24 protein-coding genes are annotated in these 24,468 nt (G+C 43.8%); 13 read left to right on the top strand and 11 right to left on the bottom strand.

Annotated elements, in window-relative coordinates:
* The first annotated feature begins 46 nt into the window (after positions 1-46).
* Positions 47-1,060, top strand: coding sequence for a diguanylate cyclase GefA (gefA, locus tag J4N37_RS19675; protein ID WP_045390799.1), 1,014 nt, complete (start codon positions 47-49; stop codon positions 1,058-1,060).
* A 111-nt stretch (positions 1,061-1,171) separates the two neighbouring features.
* Here the strand turns inward: gefA and J4N37_RS19680 are convergent, their stop codons facing one another.
* Positions 1,172-1,750 carry an aldolase/citrate lyase/malate synthase family protein gene (locus J4N37_RS19680; RefSeq protein ID WP_010450715.1) on the bottom strand — a complete coding sequence of 193 codons (579 nt, stop codon included), beginning with the start codon at positions 1,748-1,750 and terminating at the stop codon, positions 1,172-1,174.
* Positions 1,751-1,924: 174 nt separating this feature from the next.
* Here J4N37_RS19680 and J4N37_RS19685 point away from each other — a divergent pair, with 174 nt between their 5' ends.
* Together J4N37_RS19685 and J4N37_RS19690 are read left to right on the top strand one after the other, a co-directional pair.
* Positions 1,925-3,481 carry a DUF3612 domain-containing protein gene (locus J4N37_RS19685; protein ID WP_082038775.1) on the top strand — a complete coding sequence of 519 codons (1,557 nt, stop codon included), beginning with the start codon at positions 1,925-1,927 and terminating at the stop codon, positions 3,479-3,481.
* 394 nt (positions 3,482-3,875) lie between these two features.
* Positions 3,876-5,876 carry a methyl-accepting chemotaxis protein gene (locus J4N37_RS19690; protein ID WP_252043286.1) on the top strand — a complete coding sequence of 667 codons (2,001 nt, stop codon included), beginning with the start codon at positions 3,876-3,878 and terminating at the stop codon, positions 5,874-5,876.
* Positions 5,877-5,913: 37 nt separating this feature from the next.
* On the opposite strand, the gene J4N37_RS19695 is transcribed toward J4N37_RS19690, so the two are convergent.
* Entirely contained in the window at positions 5,914-7,272 is a 1,359-nt protein-coding gene (locus tag J4N37_RS19695; protein WP_045390792.1) for a diguanylate cyclase, read from the bottom strand.
* 138 nt (positions 7,273-7,410) lie between these two features.
* Here J4N37_RS19695 and J4N37_RS19700 point away from each other — a divergent pair, with 138 nt between their 5' ends.
* Positions 7,411-8,004, top strand: a complete 594-nt coding sequence (locus tag J4N37_RS19700) for an alpha-ketoglutarate-dependent dioxygenase AlkB family protein (RefSeq protein ID WP_045390789.1) — start codon at positions 7,411-7,413, stop codon at positions 8,002-8,004.
* A 108-nt stretch (positions 8,005-8,112) separates the two neighbouring features.
* Positions 8,113-9,207: a DUF3541 domain-containing protein gene (locus J4N37_RS19705; protein WP_045390785.1), complete on the top strand. Its 1,095-nt coding sequence runs from the start codon at positions 8,113-8,115 to the stop codon at positions 9,205-9,207.
* Here the strand turns inward: J4N37_RS19705 and J4N37_RS19710 are convergent.
* The 5 genes from J4N37_RS19710 to J4N37_RS19730 form a co-directional block, all read right to left on the bottom strand.
* Complete coding sequence (locus tag J4N37_RS19710) at positions 9,188-9,982, bottom strand: helix-turn-helix domain-containing protein (RefSeq protein ID WP_010450707.1); 795 nt, start codon at positions 9,980-9,982, stop codon at positions 9,188-9,190. The two genes, J4N37_RS19705 and J4N37_RS19710, sit on opposite strands and share 20 nt — an antisense overlap.
* A 22-nt stretch (positions 9,983-10,004) precedes the next feature.
* Entirely contained in the window at positions 10,005-10,961 is a 957-nt protein-coding gene (locus J4N37_RS19715) for a GlgC family sugar phosphate nucleotidyltransferase (protein WP_045390782.1), read from the bottom strand.
* 63 nt (positions 10,962-11,024) lie between these two features.
* Positions 11,025-11,243: a sugar phosphate nucleotidyltransferase gene (locus tag J4N37_RS19720; protein ID WP_045390779.1), complete on the bottom strand. Its 219-nt coding sequence runs from the start codon at positions 11,241-11,243 to the stop codon at positions 11,025-11,027.
* 143 nt (positions 11,244-11,386) lie between these two features.
* Positions 11,387-12,223, bottom strand: a complete 837-nt coding sequence (locus J4N37_RS19725) for a hypothetical protein (RefSeq protein WP_252043174.1) — start codon at positions 12,221-12,223, stop codon at positions 11,387-11,389.
* A 163-nt stretch (positions 12,224-12,386) separates the two neighbouring features.
* Positions 12,387-13,151 carry a ferredoxin--NADP reductase gene (locus J4N37_RS19730; RefSeq protein ID WP_252043175.1) on the bottom strand — a complete coding sequence of 255 codons (765 nt, stop codon included), beginning with the start codon at positions 13,149-13,151 and terminating at the stop codon, positions 12,387-12,389.
* Between the two features lie 209 nt (positions 13,152-13,360).
* On the opposite strand from J4N37_RS19730, the gene J4N37_RS19735 reads away from it, so the two are divergent.
* Complete coding sequence (locus J4N37_RS19735) at positions 13,361-13,813, top strand: acyl-CoA thioesterase (protein ID WP_045390771.1); 453 nt, start codon at positions 13,361-13,363, stop codon at positions 13,811-13,813.
* Positions 13,814-13,994: 181 nt separating this feature from the next.
* Here the strand turns inward: J4N37_RS19735 and J4N37_RS19740 are convergent, their stop codons facing one another.
* Positions 13,995-14,213, bottom strand: a complete 219-nt coding sequence (locus J4N37_RS19740) for a VF530 family protein (protein ID WP_005436214.1) — start codon at positions 14,211-14,213, stop codon at positions 13,995-13,997.
* A gap of 132 nt (positions 14,214-14,345) precedes the next feature.
* Here J4N37_RS19740 and J4N37_RS19745 point away from each other — a divergent pair, with 132 nt between their 5' ends.
* The gene (locus tag J4N37_RS19745; RefSeq protein WP_039840526.1) at positions 14,346-15,275 is read left to right on the top strand and encodes a LysR family transcriptional regulator; all 930 of its coding nucleotides are present in this window, start codon (positions 14,346-14,348) and stop codon (positions 15,273-15,275) included.
* On the opposite strand, the gene J4N37_RS19750 is transcribed toward J4N37_RS19745, so the two are convergent.
* A complete protein-coding gene (locus tag J4N37_RS19750) occupies positions 15,272-15,562 on the bottom strand; it encodes a putative quinol monooxygenase (RefSeq protein WP_252043176.1) in 291 nt (96 codons plus the stop codon). The two genes, J4N37_RS19745 and J4N37_RS19750, sit on opposite strands and share 4 nt — an antisense overlap.
* Positions 15,563-15,567: 5 nt before the next feature.
* Complete coding sequence (gene nfsB / locus J4N37_RS19755; protein WP_038898248.1) at positions 15,568-16,221, bottom strand: oxygen-insensitive NAD(P)H nitroreductase; 654 nt, start codon at positions 16,219-16,221, stop codon at positions 15,568-15,570.
* A 195-nt stretch (positions 16,222-16,416) separates the two neighbouring features.
* On the opposite strand from nfsB, the gene J4N37_RS19760 reads away from it, so the two are divergent.
* Both J4N37_RS19760 and J4N37_RS19765 read left to right on the top strand, forming a co-directional pair.
* Positions 16,417-17,853, top strand: a complete 1,437-nt coding sequence (locus tag J4N37_RS19760) for a helix-turn-helix domain-containing protein (protein ID WP_252043287.1) — start codon at positions 16,417-16,419, stop codon at positions 17,851-17,853.
* Positions 17,854-17,982: 129 nt separating this feature from the next.
* Complete coding sequence (locus J4N37_RS19765; protein ID WP_252043177.1) at positions 17,983-20,640, top strand: alpha-amylase family glycosyl hydrolase; 2,658 nt, start codon at positions 17,983-17,985, stop codon at positions 20,638-20,640.
* 81 nt (positions 20,641-20,721) lie between these two features.
* Here J4N37_RS19765 and J4N37_RS19770 read toward each other — a convergent pair whose 3' ends face one another.
* A complete protein-coding gene (locus tag J4N37_RS19770) occupies positions 20,722-21,888 on the bottom strand; it encodes a D-alanyl-D-alanine carboxypeptidase family protein (RefSeq protein WP_252043178.1) in 1,167 nt (388 codons plus the stop codon).
* Between the two features lie 245 nt (positions 21,889-22,133).
* Between J4N37_RS19770 and J4N37_RS19775 the strand changes: the two genes are divergently transcribed.
* The 4 genes from J4N37_RS19775 to J4N37_RS19790 all read left to right on the top strand — a co-directional run bounded on the left by J4N37_RS19775 (position 22,134) and on the right by J4N37_RS19790 (position 24,459).
* Positions 22,134-23,429 (top strand): alpha/beta fold hydrolase, encoded by a 1,296-nt coding sequence (locus J4N37_RS19775; RefSeq protein WP_252043179.1) that lies wholly within the window; start codon positions 22,134-22,136, stop codon positions 23,427-23,429.
* A gap of 198 nt (positions 23,430-23,627) precedes the next feature.
* Positions 23,628-23,843: a DUF4177 domain-containing protein gene (locus tag J4N37_RS19780; RefSeq protein ID WP_005447484.1), complete on the top strand. Its 216-nt coding sequence runs from the start codon at positions 23,628-23,630 to the stop codon at positions 23,841-23,843.
* Positions 23,844-23,911: 68 nt separating this feature from the next.
* Positions 23,912-24,070, top strand: a complete 159-nt coding sequence (yidD, locus tag J4N37_RS19785) for a membrane protein insertion efficiency factor YidD (protein WP_252043288.1) — start codon at positions 23,912-23,914, stop codon at positions 24,068-24,070.
* Positions 24,070-24,459, top strand: a complete 390-nt coding sequence (locus J4N37_RS19790) for a hypothetical protein (RefSeq protein WP_252043180.1) — start codon at positions 24,070-24,072, stop codon at positions 24,457-24,459. Before yidD ends, J4N37_RS19790 begins: the two co-directional genes overlap by 1 nt.
* Positions 24,460-24,468: the final 9 nt, after the last annotated feature.

The following is a 24,468-nucleotide window of genomic DNA, read 5'->3' on the forward strand; positions in this document are numbered from 1 at the left end:
ATTCGATAACCTATGCGCAATACAGTTTGCTAGTGCTTTCGCGACAATGAGTGACGAATTTAAAAAATCGACTGCAAACTTAAAAAAAGCAGTCCCATTGATGATAAAAAACCACGTAGCTGCCACTCCAGCTAACTATGCGCTTTGGTATACCTACGTGGACAAAACCATTCCTGAGTTAAACCAGGAGTTGGATATGGTGCTTGAAAACTACGAAGTTTGCCCACCAGCAACCAACAAACAGTTATACAACAGTTATGTAGCCAGTAAGTCTGAAACCAGTTTAGAAGAGCTAAAAACAAATGTTGAGGTTCTGCTTGGTGAGGTTGCAAGCTCTATGACGGATACGTTGACCGACACTTCTTCTTTCTCCGATATGGTGGATAAAAGCTTTGGCCGCCTGGAAAAAGTGGAAGATGACGGTTTGAGCATTGAAGAAGTCATGGGTGTAATTCGTCAATTAGTTTCAGAATCAAGAGAAATTCGTCATTCCACCCGTTTTTTGAACAACCAGCTTAGCAATGCAAGCGAAGAAATCTCACGCTTGAAGCAACAACTGTCAGAGGTGCAAAAAGACGCACTGTTTGATGGACTGAGTCAGTTGTACAATCGCCGTGCGTTTGATAACGATTTAAGTATGCTTACTAGTAGCAATCAAGCACTGAGCTTGATTATGCTGGACATCGATCACTTCAAAACTTTCAACGATAACTATGGCCATTTATTTGGTGACACCGTTATCAAAGCCATTTCCAAAAAGCTCCAGCAAAGTTGCCGAGAAGGCATTAGTGCTTATCGATTTGGCGGTGAAGAGTTCGCATTGATCGTACCGAACAAGTCTTTACGAATTGCACGCCAATATGCCGATACATTGCGACGCGTCATAGAAAAACTTCGAGTTAAAGATAAGCGTTCAGGGCAGCAGATCGAAAGTATCACTGCATCTTTTGGTGTGGCAGAGTATCATGTAGGTGATAGTGCGGAAGCGTTAGTCGAACGTGCGGACAAGCAACTTTACGAAGCCAAGCAGTTAGGCAGAAACCGAGTGATGCCGTTGTAAAACTGAGCTTAAATAAAAACGCTTTGTTCAACAGAACTAAAAACCCCAAGCGCGTGCTTGGGGTTTTACTTTTCTTGGGCTGCTTAGTTAGTCGGCTAAGCTATCGATGATTTAATCAATGCTGTAGCAGTAGCTTAGGAAATAATCATCGCCGTTTTTCGCGGTGTACTCTTTGTCTTCACTGCATGCCATTGGTTTACCTTTCTTGTCGCCTTTGATTAGGCTGATCCAATGACGCATTGCAGTTGGAGCATTACCAGTAAGTTCAGGGCTAAAAGTTGTTCTCGTTTCCAGTTGGATATCATCAATATCCATCAACTCCACACAGCCAGTACCCTTGTGACAACCAAACATCACTTCAGCGTGACTGCCAGATTCGTCTTTAAATAGAATTGATTTTGGATCTTCTTTTTCACCTGTATATGCCACGAAATGTTTTGGGCTTTTCAAACCACTGTGCGTTCCGTCTTTGAAGTAAGCCATAACATGGCGGTAGTCGATAACGTAGCTTGATACATCTTGATGTGAGCCGCTCTCTAATGGGAACATGCGGTCTAGTAGCTGCTTCGCCTTAACTTGTTTCTCGCTCTGCTGCTCAGCACATACCGCCTCGACGGCAAATACTGCTTCAGCGATAAATGGGCGTTCTTGTTGTTGGATGTCATTTTTATCGAAATTTAGCATATTCATCGTCGTTTCCTCGCATTTAAACACTCTTCCTAGAGTAAAAACTTAAAACCTTTGTTTAAGTTTCAGACAATTCTGTGAAGTAGATGGTTAATTTCCTTGCCTGCTCATTATGTAGACTAGCGAATTATTGACTACAATTTCACAACAAAAATTTTACAATGTGAATTTTACAAAATGTCTGTGTCAAAAAGTCTTATACGCCAATCTCACTTCTTAGGGACGAAAATTCGCAACCTAAGAAAAAACAACCATTTAACGATGGAGGATTTGTCCGCGCGCTGCGTACGAATTAATCCAGAGTATGCTCCTTCTGTATCTTACTTATCTATGATTGAGCGGGGAAAACGCGTTCCAAGTATTGATATGTTGGAAGTCATTGCTGAAGTTTTCCAAAAACAACCTGCTTGGTTTCTGGATGATGAGCCTGAACTCGAAGCCATTACACCAAACAAGGGGAATCGAGGAGGCATCAGTGGCATGGCTTTAGAGCCAAGCTTCTTATTCTCTAATGAAATCCTACAAATCGCGATACCTGAAATGCTCTCACAGACTGGTATCACCGGGCGTCAGTTCGCGCATCTCTTAATTCGGGCGCACCAAGAAAATCACCAAAACCACTTCCCCGACCTAGAACGAGCTGCCGAAGAAGTTGGTTTGAAGCGTTTAAACCTGTCGGTAGAGGATTTAATCGATATTGCTAAATCGATGGGGCTAGACATTCGTTGGATAGATCGATCTCCACAAGATGTGATCGACGAACTCGGTGTGAGTGCGAAGCAGTTGATTACTTCCTTTATGGAAGCACCTGGAACCATCTATTTAAACAAACGTATGCGCGACTACCCTACTCGTTTGAAGTACGATTTAGCCGTGTATATCGGCCATCGAGTCCTGCACAGCAGTGATGGCATGAGTAACGTGTTGTCTATTGGTCACCAGAACAACTGGGAGCAAAGTGGCGCACAGGTCTCTAATTCTGAGCTCAACTCACAAGATATTCTACAAGCGTGGCGTGACTTTGAGTCGAGTTTCTTTGCCGGTGCCTTATTGTGTCCGAAAGTTCCGTTTCGCCAATTGCTAGACCGCTCTGGCTATGAAATCGATGTGCACAAAAAAGCAGGGGTTTCACCTTCGGTAGCCATGCGCCGTATGACGGTAGTGTCTCCTTATCCGCACTGGCATTACTTTGATGCCTATGGCCCAGGTAAACTCAAAGCCGTATATCGAGGTAATGGTATCCCACTCCCATGGGGCAACATGCGTAAAGTGAACGATCCTTGTCAGCACTGGGCGGTATTCCGCCGCTTATCACAACCACTAGATACGAGCTCAGCTCAAATTTCCATCCTAAACGTAGGAGATGAACCAAGAATCTACTGCTGTGAGTCTGTCAACGTCTTCGATCCTGCAGGTAACAACCGTGTACTCTGTGCTGGTATTGATCTTAACCCTGCCATCTCAGCGCAAGGCGGTGATGCCATTGCCATTGCAGACGAGTTGAAATCGCTGTGTGTCTCTTCAGGGGGGAGTACTGTCATACCTCAGCACATCAAGAAAGATCTCACAACGATAGCCAAGATTCTCAACATCAATTGGATAGAAAGGGGAATTCAAACCCAAGCAAGATTGATTTGTTCACGAGGTGCAGTGTGTCCACGACAGCCAAGTTGTTACAGCAAATGTGGAGAATCAGGTGAATCTGGAGAAGAAGCACAACTTATTGACCTGTAGAAAGAAAAAACGCCAATCACAATGGTGTGATTGGCGGTATATACTTGTGAACAATGTGTATTCACTAACAACGTCAGTTGGCTAGGTGACCCTCGGCTTAATAAGGGTCACTCTGTATAAAGCATGATGCGTGCCAACTTTATATTAGCGTATTTTCCTTGTTCTTAGTGCATATTGATGAGTATTTGAACAAGCCTTTCGCAAAATGCATTTGCATATTGCAAATAAAATTAGATTCTGCCACTCGAATTGTTGATATTTATCACTTCATCAACAAAAAGAACGGATGTCATCGCGAATAGTCAACAGTTCCCATAATGGCTCTCCTATACTTTGATTAATAGAGAAAAAGTAACTTCATATCAACATGATCAAAGACAAGCTGGAGGCAAAAATGACAAGTTTACTTCGTCGATTTCCACTATATATCGTCGTATGCATAGCAGCCGGAGTTCCTCTGGTTATTGCAATCATATTGTCTACGCAAAATGTCTTGGAATTAGAACAACGAGCCCAAATCGCGATAAGGGATACACAACTCGTTAATCTGGCCACAAATTACGATAATTTGGCGCATAATTTGGCAGTAGAAAGAGGGCTAACCGCAGGTGTGCTGGGCAGCAAAGGAAACCCAGAGATTATCAACAAACTGCGTCAGCAAAGAGTAAAGGTAGACAGTGCCATCTTAGCTCTGTCGCAGTCTGAAACAGACACGCTAAATAGCAATCTCACCACATCGCTTGCACAAGATGTGAAGCAACAACTCTCAAAACTGAATAAAGTAAGGGAGGGGGTTGACAAACTGGCCCCTCATATTTCGCCTTTTAATTACTATTCCAAACTCAATCAGCTCATCATCGACAACATCAAGATAGTGATCGCAGAAACACAGAGTAACGAACTCACCCAAATAGGAGACTCTCTTGTTGCGGTAGTCACAATGAAGGAGCGCGCTGGACAAGTACGCGGAGCACTTAATGGTGTCTTTGCGAGCAAAACTGCCACCCCAGTTCTGTTCTCAAGGGTCAAAAGTTACATCCAATCAGGGAACTACGCCCTGCGAATGGCTCATATTGCGATGTTACCGATATACCAAGAACAACTAAGGCAGATACAACAGGATTCGGCGTGGAAAAACGTAGAAGAAACTCAACTGCGCTTTTTAGCACAAGAAAACAATCTCGGACAAATAGAAGGGCCTTCGGCTACCGAATGGTTTCCTGCTGCAACGCAGAGAATTGGATTATTGAATCAGCTCCGGAATGACATGCAATCAGACATGTTAGCTCATGCTGAAGCTTTACTAAAAGACTCGGTATTCAACCGCAATGTCCTTATTGGCGTCACCCTAATCACCTCAATATTGCTGCTGGGTCTAGTATCGACGCTAGTACGTAGTTTGAGATATCGAGTTGGCTCCATGAAACAGAAACTCGGCCATATGACTGAACAACATGATCTTACTGTTGAGCTCACCCACAATGGACGTGATGAAATATCTGCTATTGCGAACAGTATCAACCAGTTAACCAATAATATTAAAGACTTATTGTTCAATGTAACGGATACAAATACTCACAACACCGAGCGTTTGAATAGTATTGTCGACTCAACTCAGGAGCTAGACAATAGTAGCCGTTCAACCATTGCTAAATGTGACAATATCGCCGCTGCAATGACAGAACTTGCTCAGTCAAGTATTGAGATCGCTCAATCCACAGAGAGAGCGTTGAGTGACACTAGTGAAATGAATAATAAAGTCCAAGAGTGTCAACAGCAGAGTGAGCGTTCATTCGTCTCCGTAAAAAGCTTACTTGAGCAAATCCAAGCGACTGAACAGTGTATGGCTGAGCTGGAATCCGACACACAAAGCATTGGCCAAATTGTTGAAGCGATTAATGGTATTTCAGAGCAGACAAATTTGTTAGCGCTCAATGCAGCAATTGAAGCCGCGAGGGCAGGAGATCATGGTAGAGGTTTTGCCGTTGTCTCTTCTGAGGTTCGAGACTTAGCTCAACGTAGCCAAGAAGCAACAGAAAATATCAGCAAGTTATTAGATCAGATCACTGAAAAAACGCGATTTTCTGTGGAAAACATGGCCAAAAGTAAGAATGCCAGTGATATTACTTTTGAGGCAGTTAAGCGCGTTGACGATAGCGTGTCATTGTTAGAAACCAGCATTGAAAATGTCAATAATCACATCAACACTATCGCCCACTCGACAGTAGAGCAGTCTAAAGCTTGCGAAGCCGTCGACAAAGATGTCGACATATTAGCAGAGATAGCCAAAACAACAGGCCAACAAGCTGACACACTCAGCGAAGTGGTTTTGGGGTATCAAAAAGATACTCAGGAGCTGAATACGCAGCTCAGCAAGTTTAAGTTAGTTCATTAGCAACTCTAAAAGCAAAAAGCCTTGATTATCAAGGCTTTTATAATCCAAAGTGTTTCTGCTTATACATCCGCTCATCAGCAATTTTCATCATTTGTTCCGCTGACATCAAAGAGGGTTGGAAAATTGCGTATCCCATACTCACTCGAATATAGATCAACTCATCTTCATAAATCACAGGCGTAGAAGAAAGAATATACCTGAGTTTTTGTAGCAAATTTTGAATATTGTCTTCTGATTTAGGGTTATGCATCATCACCAAGAATTCATCCCCTCCCATTCTTGCAACAATATCAGAACGTCGAAGACTGTTTTTGATTCTATCAGCACATGCAACGAGTACTTTGTCACCCGCATCATGACCATAGGTATCATTGATGTGTTTAAATCGGTCTAAATCAATATTGATAAGCGCAAAGTCGTAATGCTTGTCGTAACGCTTCGCAATTTCAAATTGCTGACGATAGGACTTCATGAAGTAACGTCGATTCGGTAATTTCGTCAGCTCATCGTGGAAAGCCCGACTTTCAGCAATCAAATACAATCGATAAATAGTAATAAGGAAAAAGCCCAGAAAAAACAGCACCGGATAACCGATTAACCTTGCTACATTCAACTCATACCAAGGAAGCTTATGATATAAATCACGGCTCTCATATACTTCTAATGCCCAGCTACCATATGGAAAACGAACGGTCTCAGCAGCAATCACCTCTTTTGAGTTGGATTTGTCACCAAAGAAGATATCTCCCTGAGATCCCATGCTGTTGTAACCCCGAATGACAAGATCACTCAACATAGAGTAATCAAGAACTCCAGAAGTTCTTAGCAAGCTTTCCATGTTAATCACCGTGCTAATAGAGCCCCAATACTCATTGTTTTTTGGAGGGTCGACAAACACAGGAACACGAACAATAAGGCCTCGTCCACCTTGAACTAAATTTACTGGCCCAGAAATGAAGATCTCTTCAATATCTCTTGCTTTTTGGATCTGAGTCCATTGTTCAGGCACTTTTCTATAATCTAACCCGATAATGCGCTCATTACCTTCCGTCGGATAAACATGTTGGATTACATCATTTTGAGCGATCCCAATGATTTCTATATGATTGCTTTTTAATAGGATTCGATTAGAAGCATCCTCCAACTCTGAAGCATCTGGACTAGATGAAAGTGTTACTAATGTGGCCAATGTGCTAGTGGCATAAATATCTGCCATCATTTCTGCTTCTAGGTTAGAGCGAATGACGGACAACTTTTCCCTCGCTTTTACTTGAAGTCGCTCTTGTAAGAGCAGATGCTGATTGTGCTGAAAAAGCTCAATTCCACCAATGCAACAAGCAATAAAAGTGAGGAAAAACAACGCAAAACCATAGCGTTTCTTCGACGAATATCGCATCGGGTCCTCACTGTCTCGTGACAGTCACGAAATTATTATTGTTAAAATAGTTATTAAATTAAAGAATAACCAAGGCAAATAGTAAAAGTAATACCTAGTTGGTAGTTTTATCACTTTCACAAAAAAAATGAGAGACAGATGCGGGAAAATTTATTTAAAAGCTCACTTTATCAACAGATTCCAAATGGGAAGCTCTACTTTCAACAGGACTTTCTCTCCACAAGAGAAGCGGACCTTTATTTTAATACCCTACGAACCACCTTACCTTGGCAACAGCAGTCAATTAAGTTGTTCGGCAAGTCTGTCTTACAGCCTAGGTTGCAATCTTGGCATGGCGATCGCTCTTACACCTATTCTGGTTTAACTATGGCCCCTCACCCTTGGACGCCTGAACTACAGAAACTGCGTGAGCGTACCTCCTGCCTATGTGGCTCTCCGTTCAATTCTGTTCTCGCAAATTTATATAGAAATGGTCAGGACTCGATGGGATGGCATCAAGACAATGAATCCGAGCTCGGTCCGAATCCAATCATAGCCTCTGTTAATCTTGGTGAATCAAGACGTTTTTTACTTAAGCATATACACGATAATTCCATCATTGAACTTGAGCTAACTCACGGCTCGCTGCTTGTTATGGCAGGTGAAATACAACACTATTGGAAACACAGTGTACCCAAAACAAAGTTAAACAAGGGAGAGCGCATCAACCTTACCTATAGAATGATTAAGTAAGCGATAGAAACCGTGATATAAAACAAAACATTCGCCTGACCAATAGCTTACATTTCACTAGATTATCAGTGGTACAGTGAACCACTCTTCTTGTTATGGAATGTTGTTATGCGTTGCAAGCATCTTGGCATCGTTATTTTTCTCTCTGGCTCTCTGGTGGCCAACGCTCTCGCTGTCGAGGAGACGCCCCCTCTTACTTACTCTCAATCAGCTCAGGTCATTAAGACCACTTACGAAAGCCAACTTTTTTCTCTTAGCGCGTTCAAAGAAGGGCACTTTGGTCTTCGCATGTACCGTCAAACACTCGATGAAAAGTATATTCCGGCAATCTGGACTGATATGGCACAAGTGGCAAGTCGCTTAAATCGCATTGCTGCCCGAGTACACTCTCCTGAACAGATCATTCTATATTCTGAAAAGCGCTTAGCTGGATACCATAAGAAGCAAGATGAGCGAAGCCAAAGACGATATACAGTGACAAAACACCACCCTGAGTACATTTTCCTTGGCGTTGATCTCCTAGGGGCTTTAGCAAGAGCAGATGAATATGGATTAAGACATATAGAAGATCAAAAACTGAGAGAAATCATCAAGCGCTATGACTTTTCAATCTATGCAAACGACCCTGAAATGATTGAGGCTTGGGCTGCACAACTAGCCAATCAAGTATATTGGTTACGTCAGTTAGGAGAGCAAGACGTAGTCGATGAGTTTACACGTACATTTCGCGCAACTTACCCAGATGAGAATGACAAAAAGCTTTCTCCACAGCAGTACATGAACAAGCTCTATGGCATGACCCACATTATCTTTGCCGACTCTCGTTACTACCAAAACCAAGTAGATGAAGCGAAACACCAATGGATTTACGACTATTTCCGTGAGAATGTAGACACAATCTTGCTGAGAGCAAAGGAAGACGTGATTGCTGAAGTTGGTATCACCTTTCTACTTGCAGGACTTGAGGACGATCGTGTCGTGGCAAAAACAAGAGAAGCAATCCAGAGTTCCATTAACTTAGATCAAGGGATGATCCCATCCGTTGATGGCGAGTTTGATCTTCAATATGGAGAACACAGAAATGTTCTCGCAATCATGTTGTTAGATTGGCAAAAAGTAAATCAAGCTCCCTACTTCAATCGCCATTCAGCTGCATTTAAAGATATTCCTTACGGATTGAAGCCTAAGTCTGTTGCTTTGTAACTTGCTCAAACCTAACTAACCGAAAGTCATACAAGCCTTTAAAGAGGTTTATAATCATAGGGTTTTCAAAAAAGCTTTCACTTGCACCAACATAAAAATCGACATTGTGTTTAAAGCAACACTTTTCCAAGAAGCAATCTGATATGAATTGACTCAAGCTCTGGTCTCGTATCGGAAGATAAAGCTTCATACCTTTACTTTTTTCTTCAATAAACTCTAGCTGCTCTTGACGGATCTCTTTGTTGAGAAATACCACACTCACTACAAAATACTCATTCTTGCGCTGTTGATAAACAACGTGGCCAACGAGCACATCATTGCAATAAAAGCACGCCACTTTGGGCTCAACTAAACCTAAAAAACTTAAGGTATCTAGGAGATGAACGGTGTTTTGCCGATAATGCGCATCTTTGATCATCTCAAGCTCTTCTGATATGCATTTTTCTAATAGGGTATCTTTGATAGACGTTACCTGATGGGAATATATCGTCTTTAAGTTTTGAAAGTTAACCGGATGCTGCAGTGCTTTTTTAACCGTCTTTAACTCCCTTTCATCATAAAGGTATTGTAAACCAAAGAAGTGAGCGATCCCTATGCGGCGCAGTAAAGTTGGTACGATCTTTCCCCGCTCCCACTGGCTCAGTGTCGCTTGGTTCAAACTCTCAAAGGCTCGGTGAGTAGAGGAGAGCATTGCCGCAAGTCGATCTTGTGATAGTTTATGTTTGTTTCTCTGATACTTAAGCGCATCAGAAAAGTCGACCCGTTTAAAGTCCATGCTCCCCTCCCTCTAGCCATAATCAAATTGAGTGTAGTTCTAATGTTTTATCTGGATAGAAGCCTATTCTACTTCCTTTTGGAATAATTATTATACCATTTGGGGTAATATTATATTTCATTTGATCTTGCTCATTATTTTCCCCAATCACAGTATATGGTGCAATATGAGCTCCCTCCTCAATTATTGCATTACTAATTCTGCATCCTTTGCCAATAATATTGTCCCCCATCAATACAGATTTATAAATTATGGCGTTATTTTCTAATATTGAATTAATCCCAACAACTGAACTTAATACTCTTGAACCATAAATTTTACTTCCTGAAGAAATAATACTATTTTTTAGTCGTACAGAATCACGACCTATATCTTTGAATTCGATATTATTTTTTGCTCTGACACCAAAACACTTCAACTGGTTATCTCTATCGGAACCTTCCGAGGGTTCTGACAACCTATGAATCTGTGTAAACCAGTACTCCTCAATCGACTTAATTGGACTCCAGTGAATAGGTTGATTCTTTTCACCACCCAGATTAAACAGTGACACTTTTGTTTTGGCTAAAAAAGGAACAATAATATCCATAACCAAGTCCCGCCCTGTACGTTGCTCTTTTACAGCCGAGAATACGGCTTTTACAAGCCTCTCCTTGTTGAGCAACATACTCCATGTTAACACTAAGGCCTTATTTGGCTTAGAGGGCAAAGAGGGCGCCTCTTCCGGATGACAATGAATCGCAACCACTTCACCACTATCGGACAGCTCAACAACATGATACAGACTAGCGTTGTCAATATCGACTTCACTCACTACAAGCTTCATATCTGCCCGAGTCAGTCTATGATATTGATGTAACTGTCTGAAGTAGTCTCCATGAATTTGTTCGCCGCTAAGTAGAAGAACTTGCTTAATTGAGGGCTGGTTGAATTGATCTATGTTCTGCAGGAAAACATCTAGCCACTCTTGATGTATCATTTTTCCTTGAGAGCTTTTAACATTATAGATAGAGTCTAGATATGCAACATCATCTTTATAATTTTACCAAGCATCATTAATATGCTCTTTTAAAGATTTGCAAAATACCCGGCTCATTATAATATTATTCTTTACATTCGCTCTCAATAAGCTATCTATAGTGAAATCTATTATTTTATAACCACCAAGAAAAGGTAATGCGGCTTTACTGCAATCATGTGTAAGCTCACCTAATTCAACTCGTTCCTTATCCACCAAAACTAATGACATTACTTTTGCCATTGTGCTCGTCCTTTATTTTAGTTATAGAACTAAAATAAAGGTGATGTGTAGCAAACCACTATTCAATTTTGTTAAAAAAATCTGAATATCAAATAAATATCGAAATAACTTGTCATTTTATATTGATACTCAATTAACTTCACTTAAAACGTGTATGCAATCGTGAGCATTGGACCATAAAACCGATAAGTCACATCCAGCGCCGAGCTATCACTCTCATAATCCACTCCTACTTCATAGTAATTGAACGCGCCGGTTACGCGGAACTGCTCAGTAAAGAAGTATTTCGCACCAAAATCCACTTCTAACAAGTAACCCTCTATATCGTCTACGGCTAAATAAAATACCTGCGCATGGCTTTTTAAAATCCAATCTTCAGTCAGAGCGTATTCTGCTCGAAGGCCTAAATCTGGTAATGGCGCGGTGACATCATTCAAAACCGCCTCATCCACAAACATCACTGGGATTTCATCCACCCCACTCACTTTAGCTCCAAGCTTACCGTCCAGGCCTAAAGACAACCACATAACGTGTAATCCGGCCAATACATCCACCGCCCACTTGTCACTGGTGTAAAACTGGTAGCCATAACCTAGGCGCGCAATATCGATATTGAGCTCTGTAGTCAGCTTTGAGCCCGCTTGAACCGCGTAAGTCGTTCCATCCACCGTGACTTCAAAAGGCTTAGTCACTGCAGTGCGGGTCGCTTCTCGGTGTAGGCTTCGCCAATCCACATAGATGCTGTGTTTTTTATTGAAGTAATACTCGACCTCAACATAAGGCAGCACAGTAAACTCTTTCAAATCGAGATCCGATTCGAAATCAATAGTGCGTATTTGATCGAGGTAAGGGTCGTAAGCGTTCAGTTTGGTGTCAGTGCGAGAGAAAAATCCGCCCGCTTCAATCTCCCACTCACCAGCGATAGTGGCAAAGGGAGTAAGCGTGGCAAGGCACACTGTCCAACCAGCTTTGTTCATCATCCTTGAATCCTAAGCTATTGAATTTATTTCTTAAGACAATTTTAGTCATAGGAACAGAAATATGGAAAGACGATTCGATCGCAAGTTTAGATGAAACGATAGGTTCAATACCAAACCTGCGAATGACTTAATTATTTGATTGGTTTGTAGCCGTACTCAGCAGCTACCAATATCTTTCATATATAATATTGCCACCCGTTCGGGCTCGATACTTTTCCAAACCGATATCTTGCAGTACTGGAGAGGTGTCTTTGATCATCTCCGGATTACCACACATCATCACAAAACTGCTTTCCTTAGAAAACGGTAAGTCAGCGCGATTAACAAGCTCTCCCGACGCAATCAGATCTGGAATACGGCCTTGAAGCTTACCCGGAATACTCTCACGGCTGACAATCGGCACATAACGAAGACGACCTTCATACCTCTGTTGAAGTTGCTCTATCAAGTATTTGTAAACTAAATCTCTTTCGTAACGCACACCATGTACCAGCACAATATGATCGCTGTGTGGGAGTAAATTAATGTCGTCTAACAAGGAGAGAAATGGACCAATGCCTGTGCCGGTGGAAAGCAGCCATAGATCGTTTGCGTGTTTGGGAATGGTATCGTGGATAAGATCGCCATGAGCCGTTTTACCAACATAAATGCTATCGCCGGTTTGAAGCTGCTGCAGCCTTGGCGTCAATTGCCCTTCTGGGTTCGCGACGACTAAGAATTCGAGCCACTCGAACTGCTCACTGGGCGCATTCACCACCGAGTATGCGCGGCTAATGGGATTGCCCTGTTCGTCGAGCAAGGCGAGTTTGGTAAATTGTCCGGCTTTGAAGGAGAGAGGCGCACCGGAAACTCGTAAACTGAACAGCTCACCTGTCCAGTCGATTCGTTTTTCTACTTTGGCAAGATTGAAACCTTTCAGTTCTGTCATTGGACATCTCCTTTTGGTTACGCTTACTTAAACCTACGCCTCACAACTGACTATGTAAAGTTTTTAGTTTACAAAAATAAGCATCTAATTCATTTCACATTTTACATACAATTTCATTACATTTTAATCAGTTCCATCTAGAATAAATACTCAAAGTGATAAGTCGCTTTGCAAATTGCGGCAACGTCGATGAAAAAGGAACATGAGTAATGGATACGTTATTAAAAGAATTCCCAGTGATTACGGAAATCAAAGTCGCTTGGGGAGAGATGGATGCCCTGCAACACGTCAACAATGCGGTGTATTTTCGTTACTTCGAAACTGCGCGTTTGGACTACTTCAACAAGATTAATCTGTTGGTAGATTTGCAGACGTCTCACATCGGTCCGGTTCTAAGTGAAACCCAATGCCGCTATAAGCTACCCATTACGTTTCCAGATACGCTTTTAATTGGCTCACGCGTAATCGACATGCAAGAAGATCGCATCACGATGGAATACCAAGTGCTGAGTAAGAAGTGGGGCAAGATTGCGACCATTGCGACCGCTACTGGTGTGATGTTTGATTTTAAGAACAATGTGAAAGCCGCGATTCCAGACCACGTCCGCCAGTCGATTTTAGACTTGGAAGGTACCGTGGGCAGTACGCATCATTTGGAGTAATAAAGAGGCGAGATGCGAGATGCGAGATGCGAGATGCGAGATGCGAGATGCGAGATGCGAGATGCGAGATGCGAGAGATTAAGGTCTAAATAACCGACAACGCAACAAGAAATCAGCGTCATTCCGGACGAGCCTCAGCGAGCCATCCGGAATCTCTCATTTAAACGTGCACCAAATCCAATTAGCAGAACGTCTCGATGTACAGCGCTTCTACTTTATCTCTTGCCCACTGCGTTTTGCGCAGGAACTTCAGCGACGATTTGATAGAAGGATCTTTCTTAAAGCAGTTCACACGAACGCGCTCATGCATTCCGTTCCACCCAAAATGCTCTACTAAACGGGTAAGGATTTTCTCTAAACTCAACCCGTGAAGTGGGTTATTCGGCTGCTGTTGGCTCATGCTATTGATCCGGTAAAGTGAAGTTGCGCGCTAATCTAACTCAAACTCGCCGTGCAACCTAATGTTTTAACCTTGAATTGCCCTGCGATCCTCCCCTATAGTAGCCCAAACTTCTTAAAAGCCCTTTTCATTATGAAAGCCCTCAACGATCTGAATATCTTTGTCGAAACCGCACGCCAAGGCAGTTTTTCGAAAGCCGCCAACAGCATGGACATGACACCAGCAGCCATCAGTGCATCGATCAAACGTCTTGAGGGACAAATTGGCTTTCCTCTGTTTGTACGCTCCACTCGCAGCCTTCGCTTAACCTCGGAAGGTGAGCTGTTCCTAGACAAAACCACTCAAGCGCTCGCAACACTGCAAGAGGGGTTAGATCAGATCTCAAGCGCGCGTGGCGAGTTATCAGGTCAGCTGCACATCACTGCGCCATCTGATTTTGGTCGCAACATGCTGCTTGATTGGGTTGATGAGTTTATTGATGTTTACCCAAACGTCTCTATCAAGTTAGAGCTGTCTGACAGCTTAACCGATATGTACACCAAACCCGTCGACATCGCGATTCGTTACGGTGAACCTGCTGACTCTAACCTCGTGGTATTGGCGTTGTGTGGTGCAAATGAACGAATCCTGTGTGCAGCTCCAGAATACGTCGCAAACAATCCTGTGCTGACCAAACCGGAAGACCTCAATCAACACAACTGTTTGTGTTACATGGTGGCGGATTCGGTTTACAACAAATGGACGCTGACTCGCGGAGACGAAACAGAACAGGTTGTCGTGAGTGGCAAGCTACTTAGCAACGACAGTGACTTATCTCATCGCTTAGCAATCAAAGGCAAAGGCATCGCCAACAAATCGCTAATGGACATCAGCCAAGATTTGATTGAAGGAAGATTAGTAAGAGTATTACCTGAATGGGATTGTGGTCCGGTACCGTTATACATGGTGTGCGCCGATCGTCGTTTGCTGACGCCAACCATTCGTACTTTCCGTGAATTCATTCATGAAAAATGCTGCCAGCAACGTAAGAAAGTGCTGGCAACATTTTGCTCGGAAGGCTAGCCGACAAACGTCATTGGGCGAATCTGAGAATATTCAACCCAATCGTTATCTTCTAGCGTCGAGATAAACTGCGCGATATGTGGGCTTTGTAAGTGCTTATCTAACGCTTCTTGCGATGCCCAAATTTCTTGGAACATAAACAAGCCTTCGATCTTTTGATCCAAATACAGTTCGTATTGGCAACAACCCTCTTCTTCACGTGAAGGTTCTAGTAGACCAGAAAGTAAGTCGGTTACGTTGTCGATACTATCTGGGTAGGCTTTAATTTCTGCAACTAAATGAATCATCTTGATCAGATCTCGGTAAATACAGTTTCTGCTTCCCAGCGTGACTTAGGCGTCTTGGCATTGAAGTCATCTTCCGCGTGGTAGCCAAGCGGTACAATCACAACGCCAGTGTAGCCTTTTTCACGTAGACCAAATTCTTCATCCAGCACTTTCGGATCAAAACCTTCGATTGGCACCGCATCAATTTCTAGCGTTGAAGCGCCTAACAACAACGTACCCACGTTGAGGTAAACCTGTTTCTCCATCCAATGATTAGCGTCTTTCAGGTCAAAACGGTGCATGTTCACAAAGTAACTACGACCGCCACGTACCGCTGCTTTTGCTTCTTCGGTTGGGAATCGACCGTCTTTTTCTTCCTGCGCCAATAGTGCTTCAATGTAGTCGTTATCGATGCCCGTTTTGGCACAGAACACCAACACGTGTGACGCATTCAAGATCTTGGCAGCATTAAACGCGTAGTTTTCTTGTGCTGCTTTTGCTATACGTTGCTTGCCCTCTTCTGTGCTTGCCAGAATGAAGTGCCACGGCTGAGAGTTCACACTCGATGGACTAAAACGGATCAGCTCTTTGACTGCGTCGATCTTCTCTTGTGGCAGCTTACGAGTTGGGTCAAAGACTTTGGTTGAGTAGCGGGATTTAGCAGCTTGAACGATATCCATCGGGGTCTCCAGTCGAGTAGTTTATGCTGGTTATCACTTTAACCTTATGAGTTACAGGGAAAAACCGATTTCAGTTAAAAACATCTTCAAAATAAATTTGAAAATCGCCGATGTAACAAGCTTTGAGCACTCTCACTGAAGCAACACTTGGTTTAAGCAATAATGTCGCCTTTGCTTTGTTACCGAACCACTTTCATGCTGCCTCAAGACAACATCATCACGCCCTTTCTCTGCAAAAAACTTGGGCATAATCACCTAAGAATTGCTGGCGAATATTGGCATATTGAGAAGCTGGTTGCCTTGCAATGTATGATGTTGCAAGAGGCACCGACGCTGCGTGAAGGTCTGCTGTGGTGGAGCAAAAGTGTTTCGCTGTTCGACCGTCGCTTGTACATTGTTTTCGACCACAGTGATAACCAGGTTCAGATGCGGCTAGAGTGCAGAGCTACTGAAATTCCAAGCTGGGCAGAATCGGTTTATGACTTGCTGCTGATGCAATTGGAACAGCTAGGTTTGAGTGAATCGGTGCACATTCAGCTTCACAACCATGACCTTTATTCTGCTCATTTCGAACTAGAAGAAGACAGCAGCGCGAAGCAGAACTCGGTTGTGTTCGACTTGGTGAAACATGTTTATTTGCTGCTGTCTCACCAACCAATTGAACAGCCAGAATTGTTGAGCGTGCTTAATGCTCTGTTCGTCAAAAACAGCAATTACGCACTGAAACTAGAACAAGCTGCGCTACAACTGGGCGTATCCAAGCGCACCCTGCAACGTCGCCTGCAAGAAAAACAAATGAGCTATTCGCAATGCGTCGACTTCGCCAAGAAAAAGCACGCATTAGCCCTACTTGCAGACACTCAACTCACAACGCAGCAAATCGCTTATCAGTTGGGTTATGAAGAGCCTTCCAACTTCCACCGAACCTTTCGCCGTTGGTATCCGTTTTCGCCAATGCAATATCGCCAGCAATGCTTGGATAATCGCACTCACCTCAATAACCAACCCATCCGCTTATACTACGCCAAAGCGAATACTTTAGCCGATAACGACATTGACCAACCCGTCGGTAAAATCTGGATGGAAGTGGATAACATTGCGTTTGAAAAAGTGGTCTCCGTTGAATGTCGAGACCGTGATGGCACGTGGCGTCGCTACCCCGCCTTCTTCGAGCGTTTTTTGAATAATGGCACTGAACTATGGGCAACAACAGAGCTTCCTGTTGCTCATCCACTGACATTTAGACTGTGTTATGAAGTCGAAGGTGAACGCTACATTGATAACAACCACCAGCGTGATTACGTGGTTTCTAAGGGGCTTTTAATTGGCGCAACGGAGTACATTGTCCCGACAAGACAACTTATCCAACTCGGCACTCAGTACACCTTGTTTGTTGAACTCGCGTGTCGATTGAAAGACGTGGCGAAGATCGATTGCTACGTGGGTGACGCGCCAGCTCCGCACACAATGACCCAAACTCAGAATGCAGAAGATTACACATGCTGGGCGCTACAACTTCCCCTCCCCCAAACGGTTAAACAGTGCCGATTCCGACTCTATGATCATTCTGGTAATGAGTTAGCCAAAGACCATTACCCGATTCAATACCCAATTGTGCAACCACTCAGTTAAATATGTAGCACAGTTCAAATTCAGCACTTCGTGACATCATTTCACGTCTTTTTTGGCGTGAAATGACACTCTCAATTTCAAACCTTTGTTTTATCGTTTCCGCATTGCTGCATAACGGAGACAAAAACCGTGTTTGAAAACTTACCTAACCCTATGAATAAAATAAAAATACTCCCTCTAGCGATCGCCCTAGCTCTTTCTGGCTGTGGTAGCGATGAAACTACGCCAACAGATACAGGAAGCCACGTGGCATCTCCTGATTGGCAAGACCAGATCATTTACTTCTTGATGATCGACCGTTTTAACGACGGCGACAACACGCTTAACGATCAAGGTCAGAATGAGTACGATCCTACCTCAGACAAAAAATTCAGTGGTGGTGACCTTGTTGGTGTCAGTGACAAGCTAGGCTACATCGAAGACCTAGGCGCCACCTCTATCTGGATTACACCGCCAGTGGCAAACCAATGGTGGGATGCCGAGCAAAACTACGGCGGCTACCACGGCTACTGGGCGCGTGACTTCCAAAAAGTGGATGAGCACTTTGGTGACATGGAAAGCTACCAAGCGTTAGCACGAGAAGTGCACGCTCGTAACATGTTCTTGATTCAAGACATCGTGACCAACCACGTTGGTAACTTCTTCACTTACGATGACCCATACAATTACGATCCTAGCCTACCTTGCCAAGGTTTCCGTTTGATTGAAAATGCGCTGCCAGCAGGGCAAGAACTGCCTTATCCGCTCAACATGAATGAGTGTAAAGAAGACGGTACTGGCATTTACCACTGGACGCCAAGCATCACCGACCACAACGATCCCGTCCAAGAAAAAACCTGGCAACTGTCGGATCTGGATGACCTAAATACGTCCGATCCTGAAGTACGCGCTTATCTAAAAGAGAGCTACCGTAAATGGATTCGCGAAGTGGGCGTTGACGGTTTCCGTATCGATACCGTGAAGTTTGTTGAGCACGATTTCTGGAACGACTTCCTGCACGCCGACGATGGTGTGATGACTCAAGCGGTTGATACTGGTCGCGATAACTTCCTTACCTTTGGTGAAGTCTTCGAAACATCTACGCCTTACAACACCGAAGGCGAAGAGAAGATGCTAAGTTACATCGGCGAAAGCGGCTCACCAGAACAGTTAACCTCGGTGCTGAACTTTCCATTGCAAGCTACCATGACGCGCGTGTTTGCAGCAGGACAACCGACCGATTACTTACGCTTCCGCCTTGAGAAAATGATGGAGATGTTCCCGAATCCATACATCATGCCGAACTTCATTGATAACCACGATATGCCGCGTTTTCTATCGCAAGGCAGTGTCAACGATATGAAGCAAGCGCTGATTACCATGATGGCGGTACCGGGCATTCCTGTGATTTACCAAGGTACAGAACAGGCGATGTCAGCAGCGCGCGATGCGATGTTTGCTGGCGGTTACCGTGAAGACGGCGACTACGTAGATTCATTCGACCAAAACAGCGAGATGTACTTGTTCATCCAAGAGCTTGCTAAGTTACGTACCGAAAACAAAGTCATGACACGCGGCGAAATGAAAGTGATTGGCAGCGATAAAGCTGGCGCCGGTGTGTTCGCCTTTACCCGCACTTTGGGTAACGACGAAGTCTTAGTGGTAATGAACACATCTAACTCCCCAATGTTGATGAATCAACTCGATGTAGAGCAAGCGGGCGGCACCGTTTTCCAACAACAAATCATGTCGAATTGGGCGGACGCTCCAGAGCAGTTAGTCGCCGATGAAAACGGTCACGTCACCCTTGAACTACCAGCCAAATCAGCAGTAATTTACTCAAAAACTAACGACACCCAATCGGTAGATACCCCAGACCTTAACATCCAGCTGGCACAGGATTGGGAAGGACAAACCATCACTGATGACATCGTGATTACTGGTACTGCTAACGCAAACGAGAAATTAAACCTTGTCGTGGACGGTAATCTAGAAACCGCACAAGCCATTACCGTAAATGCTGACGGTCAATTTAGCGTGACTTTATCTACCCGTCACTTTGCGATTGGCGAACAGCAACACCGCTTCGCGATTTACTCCACTGAGAAAAAAGCAGGCATTGAAGATGTGAACTTTGTGTCGGACTTAAGCTGGTCGAATACGCCAGACGACACTATTGATGACGCAGGTGATGCGCAAGATGGCATGGGCGGTCCTAACGGTAACTACTCGCTACCAACGGATCCAACGTTCGACAAAGACAACAGCCAACTCGCAATCAACAAAACGGAGGTTTTTACCGTCGGCAGTAACGTACGCTTGACCTTCACCATGGACAAGATCACTGATACTTGGTTGCCGCCAAACGGTTTTGACCACGTTGGTTTCACCATTTTCATTGACTTACCAGAAGAAGCATCAACGAACTTATCCGAACTACCAAAAATCAACGCAAGCATGCCAAGTGGAACTTGGAGTCGCAATGCCGTTGTGTTTGGCTGGCAGAGCTCTATCTACAACACTAAAGGTGCAGACGCGACAACATGGGGTGAGGCAGTCACACCAGCACCGACGGTAACCGTAGATAAAGCCAACAACACCATTTCGATGGACTTTGCAAGTGACGCGCTTGGTCGCCCTGACTCGCTTGATGGTATCCGATTCTATGTGACGACCTGGGATTTGGATGGCCTGTCTGCCACTTACCGTCCGTTAGAACAGGACAAAGGCCCATGGAACTTCTCTGGTGGTGCGTCGGATGAAAGCAAGATTTGGGATGATTTACCAATCATAAGCTTATCTGAATAGTCACTAAGACCCACTACTAAAACCAAAAGCAGCTCACCGTCGAGCTGCTTTTCTTTGCCTCTGAAATAGCTACCCGAATATCTAATTAAGCAACGACTTCACCCAAAGCACTAAACTGTCCCATAACTTACCAATCCAAGAGCCCTCTTCTACTGATTGGTTACTTACCAATGGGTAGCTCGCCACTGTTTTATCGTCACTCTTCCACACGACTTTACCAACCACATCCCCTTTCGCGATAGGGGCAATCAGCGGCTCATTTACGACTACGCTTTTGTCCAACCCTGCAGTCAACGAGCGAGGTAGCGTGAGGTATGCATCTTGTGCAAAACCCAACTCGATCTCACTTACGTCACCCTTCCATACTTTAACTGTCGATAATACTTCCCCTTGTTTCGCGACTTGTTTGGTGTCATAAAATCGAAAACCATAGTTGAGCAAACTCTTCGATTGGCTGATTCGCGACTGTTTACTCGGCGTTCCCATCACCACCGAAATCAAACGCATTTTTCCTTCTTTGGCGGAGCTAACCAAACTGTAACCCGCGTTGCTGGTATACCCCGTTTTTCCTCCATCGACATCAATCGAGTTATCCCATAGCAGCTTATTCCGGTTGTATTGCGTGATCTTGTTCCACTTGAACACCTTTTCGCTGTAGAGCGCGTAGACAGCTGGTACATCATTAATGATAGATTGCATCAGCTTTGCCATATCTGTTGGTGAGGTTTGAATGCCCTCGCTATCTAGTCCATGCGAGTTAACGAAGTAGGTATCGTTCAAGCTGAGCTTATCTGCCCAACCGTTCATCAACGCAACAAACGCCCCTTCACTACCGGCTACATGTTCGGCGAGCGCCACACAAGCATCATTACCAGATTGAACGATCACACCACGCATTAGGTTGGCGACGGTGATTTCATCTTTGGGTTGGATAAACATTTTTGAGGAGTCTGGAAATTTAGCTGACCACGCGTTTTCACTCACCGTCACAGTGTCGTCCCAATTGAGTCGCCCTGCTTTAATTTCTTGCCCCACCACATAAGCCGTCATTAGCTTGGTCAAACTAGCAGGCGCTAACCCGGCTCGCGCGTTTTGCTCAGCAATAATAGCGCCGGATTGAAAATCCATTAGTACGTAACCTTTCGCCTGCAATTGAGGTGGATTCGGCGTCACCACCGCCAAAGCGGACGAGCTAATGAGCTGTAGTAATAAATAAGCGAGCGTGATTCGGGTTAGTGACGTGTTCATCAAGCATCCTCCATGGTTAATGACCGCCAAATGTCTCGTTTCATAAAAACGCTAAGACTGTGATTTCCACTATCAGATCATAGTTCACTCATTGCATACCAACACAGAAAGATCAAAGAGTTTCTATTTTCAGCACCGTTCGATGTCCTTCCGACTCCAAAAATCGAGTTCTTACAACAAATCAGTTGTTTCTAATAAAGAATTCGATATCGTAAAGCAACTTTAAACAAGGAAAGATAATAACAATGAACGCTCAATCATTTATCGACGCAGGACTGCATTACACCCCCCACTCATTCACCGTGCCACTTGATTACCAAGATCATGACAAAGGCACGATCGACGTCTTCGCTCGCTCCGTTTGCTTAGTAGGCGATGAAGACTCAGGCAAACCGTGGTTAGTGTATTTTCAGGGTGGTCCGGGCTTCCCCTCTCCTCGTCCAAACGGAAACGCCGGCTGGATCAAACGTGCGCTGAATGAGTATCGCGTGTTGCTACTCGACCAACGCGGTACAGGCAACAGCAACCTCATCAATCACCAGACGCTAGCGCACCTCACGCCGGAGCAACAAGCAGACCACTTAAGCCACTTTCGCGCAGACAACATTGTGCGCGATGCGGAATTTATCCGCGAACAATTTGGTGTTGAGAAGTGGGCGATTTTGGGTCAGAGCTTTGGTGGCTTCTGTTCATTAACTTACCTATCGCTGTTCCCAGACAGTTTGCTACAAAGCTACATTACAGGCGGCGTGCCTTCGATTTCTCGCCATGTCGATGATGTGTATCACGCGACCTTCAAACGTACGATGGAAAAGAACCAAGCCTTCTTCCAACAATTCCCACAAGCGCAGCAGCTATGCCAAAACATTGCTAATCACCTATTGGAGAATGAAGAATTTCTACCAAATGGGCAGCATTTTACTGTCGAGCAGTTCCAGCAAATCGGGATTAACTTTGGCGTCAGTGATACCTTCTTACCAACTTACTACTGGCTAGAAAGTGCATTGATTGAAGTGAACGGTAAGCCTCAGCTTCGTTATGAGTTCCTCAACGACATGTTGGCGCAACAAAACTTCCAGACCAATCCAATCTACGCGATTCTGCACGAATCAATTTACTGCCAAGGGTTTGCTTCTCAATGGAGCGCTCACCGAGTGCGCCAAGAGCATGATGCGTTCAATTACGAACAAGGTAAGCCGTTCTACTTCACCGGAGAAATGGTCTTCCCTTGGATGTTCGATCAATACGTGAACTTAAAGCCACTGAAAGAAGCGGCGGAATTACTGGCAGAGAAAGTCGATTGGACGCCGTTATACGATGCGCAGCAACTGGCAAACAATAAGGTACCTGTGAGTTGCGCCGTCTATGCAGATGATATGTTTGTAGAAATGGACATTAGCCGTGAAACGCTCGCTACAATGCCAAACTCAAAAGCTTGGATCACCAACGAATACGAACACAACGGTCTCCGTGCCGACGGCGAACGTATTCTCGACAAGTTAATTGCGATGGGCAAACAAACTGCGGTAACTTTGAAATAAACCATCAATATTAAAATATACAAAGCTATTCTGTAATTTGCATAAATAGAAACGCCTCTTTATCACCAGATAGAGAGGCGTTTTTGACTCAGTATCAAATATTAATAAATACAATTACATAAACCAAGTGAATGCATCTTGATGCATTTTATTTCTTATTGTAACATCCCGCTTTTATTAAATTAGTTGGTTATAAAAATGACAAAGTTTACAGAATATAAAGTGGTTCACATTGTTGAAGGTGGCTGCGGCACAATTCTACTAGGTGCAAGTGGCTTGCCTGTGCAAAAGATGGAAGCAGAACTGAACAAGTACGCACAAGATGGTTGGCAAGTTGTATTCCAAGTAGTGGAACAAAAACGCTTTATGCTATTTTGGAAACGTGAGGCTGTAATTATCACTCTCGGCCGATAAGTTTGCTTAAATATATCTCATTGAAATTGATCCATCGCTACCAGGCTAGCGGTGGTTCAAAGCAGTTATTGAATATTGAATGTAATTTTGAGCCCTCTTGCTCAGAGTACACCAAACAATGTATTGCTAAGTATGGGGCAATAAAAGGTTGGAAACTTGGTTTGGCAAGAATTAAGCGGTGTAACCAACCTGACCTCATTGAAAAAATATATGACGAGGTACCGTAATGCGCTTATTTGAGCCAATTGAAAAGCTAGAGAAACAGGAAGAATTACTGAGAAGTCAGGTAAACTCATTACCTGAACATCAAAAAAAAGAATTCTATGAACGCCAGTCTAAACGTCTCAAGGACCCCGATACCTATGCAACATTAAACTGGTTCTTTCTTGGCGGTTTTCACCATTGCTACCTAGGTAAATATGCTTTATTTGCTTTAGAGCTAATATTGTTAATCGTAAGTATCGTTGGCTTTGTTCTTGGTCATCCTAGTGCGTTCCTTATCCTCGCGTTACTCGTTATCTATGAATTACCACAATTGTTTTTTTCACAGAAAATAGCAAGACAGCACAATTATCAGTTGTCTTGTGAAATCTTCAATGATGTACGAAGAAGCTAGATGATTAAA

This window comes from Vibrio sp. SCSIO 43153 (genome assembly GCF_023716625.1).
Taxonomy (GTDB): Bacteria; Pseudomonadota; Gammaproteobacteria; order Enterobacterales; family Vibrionaceae; genus Vibrio; species Vibrio rotiferianus.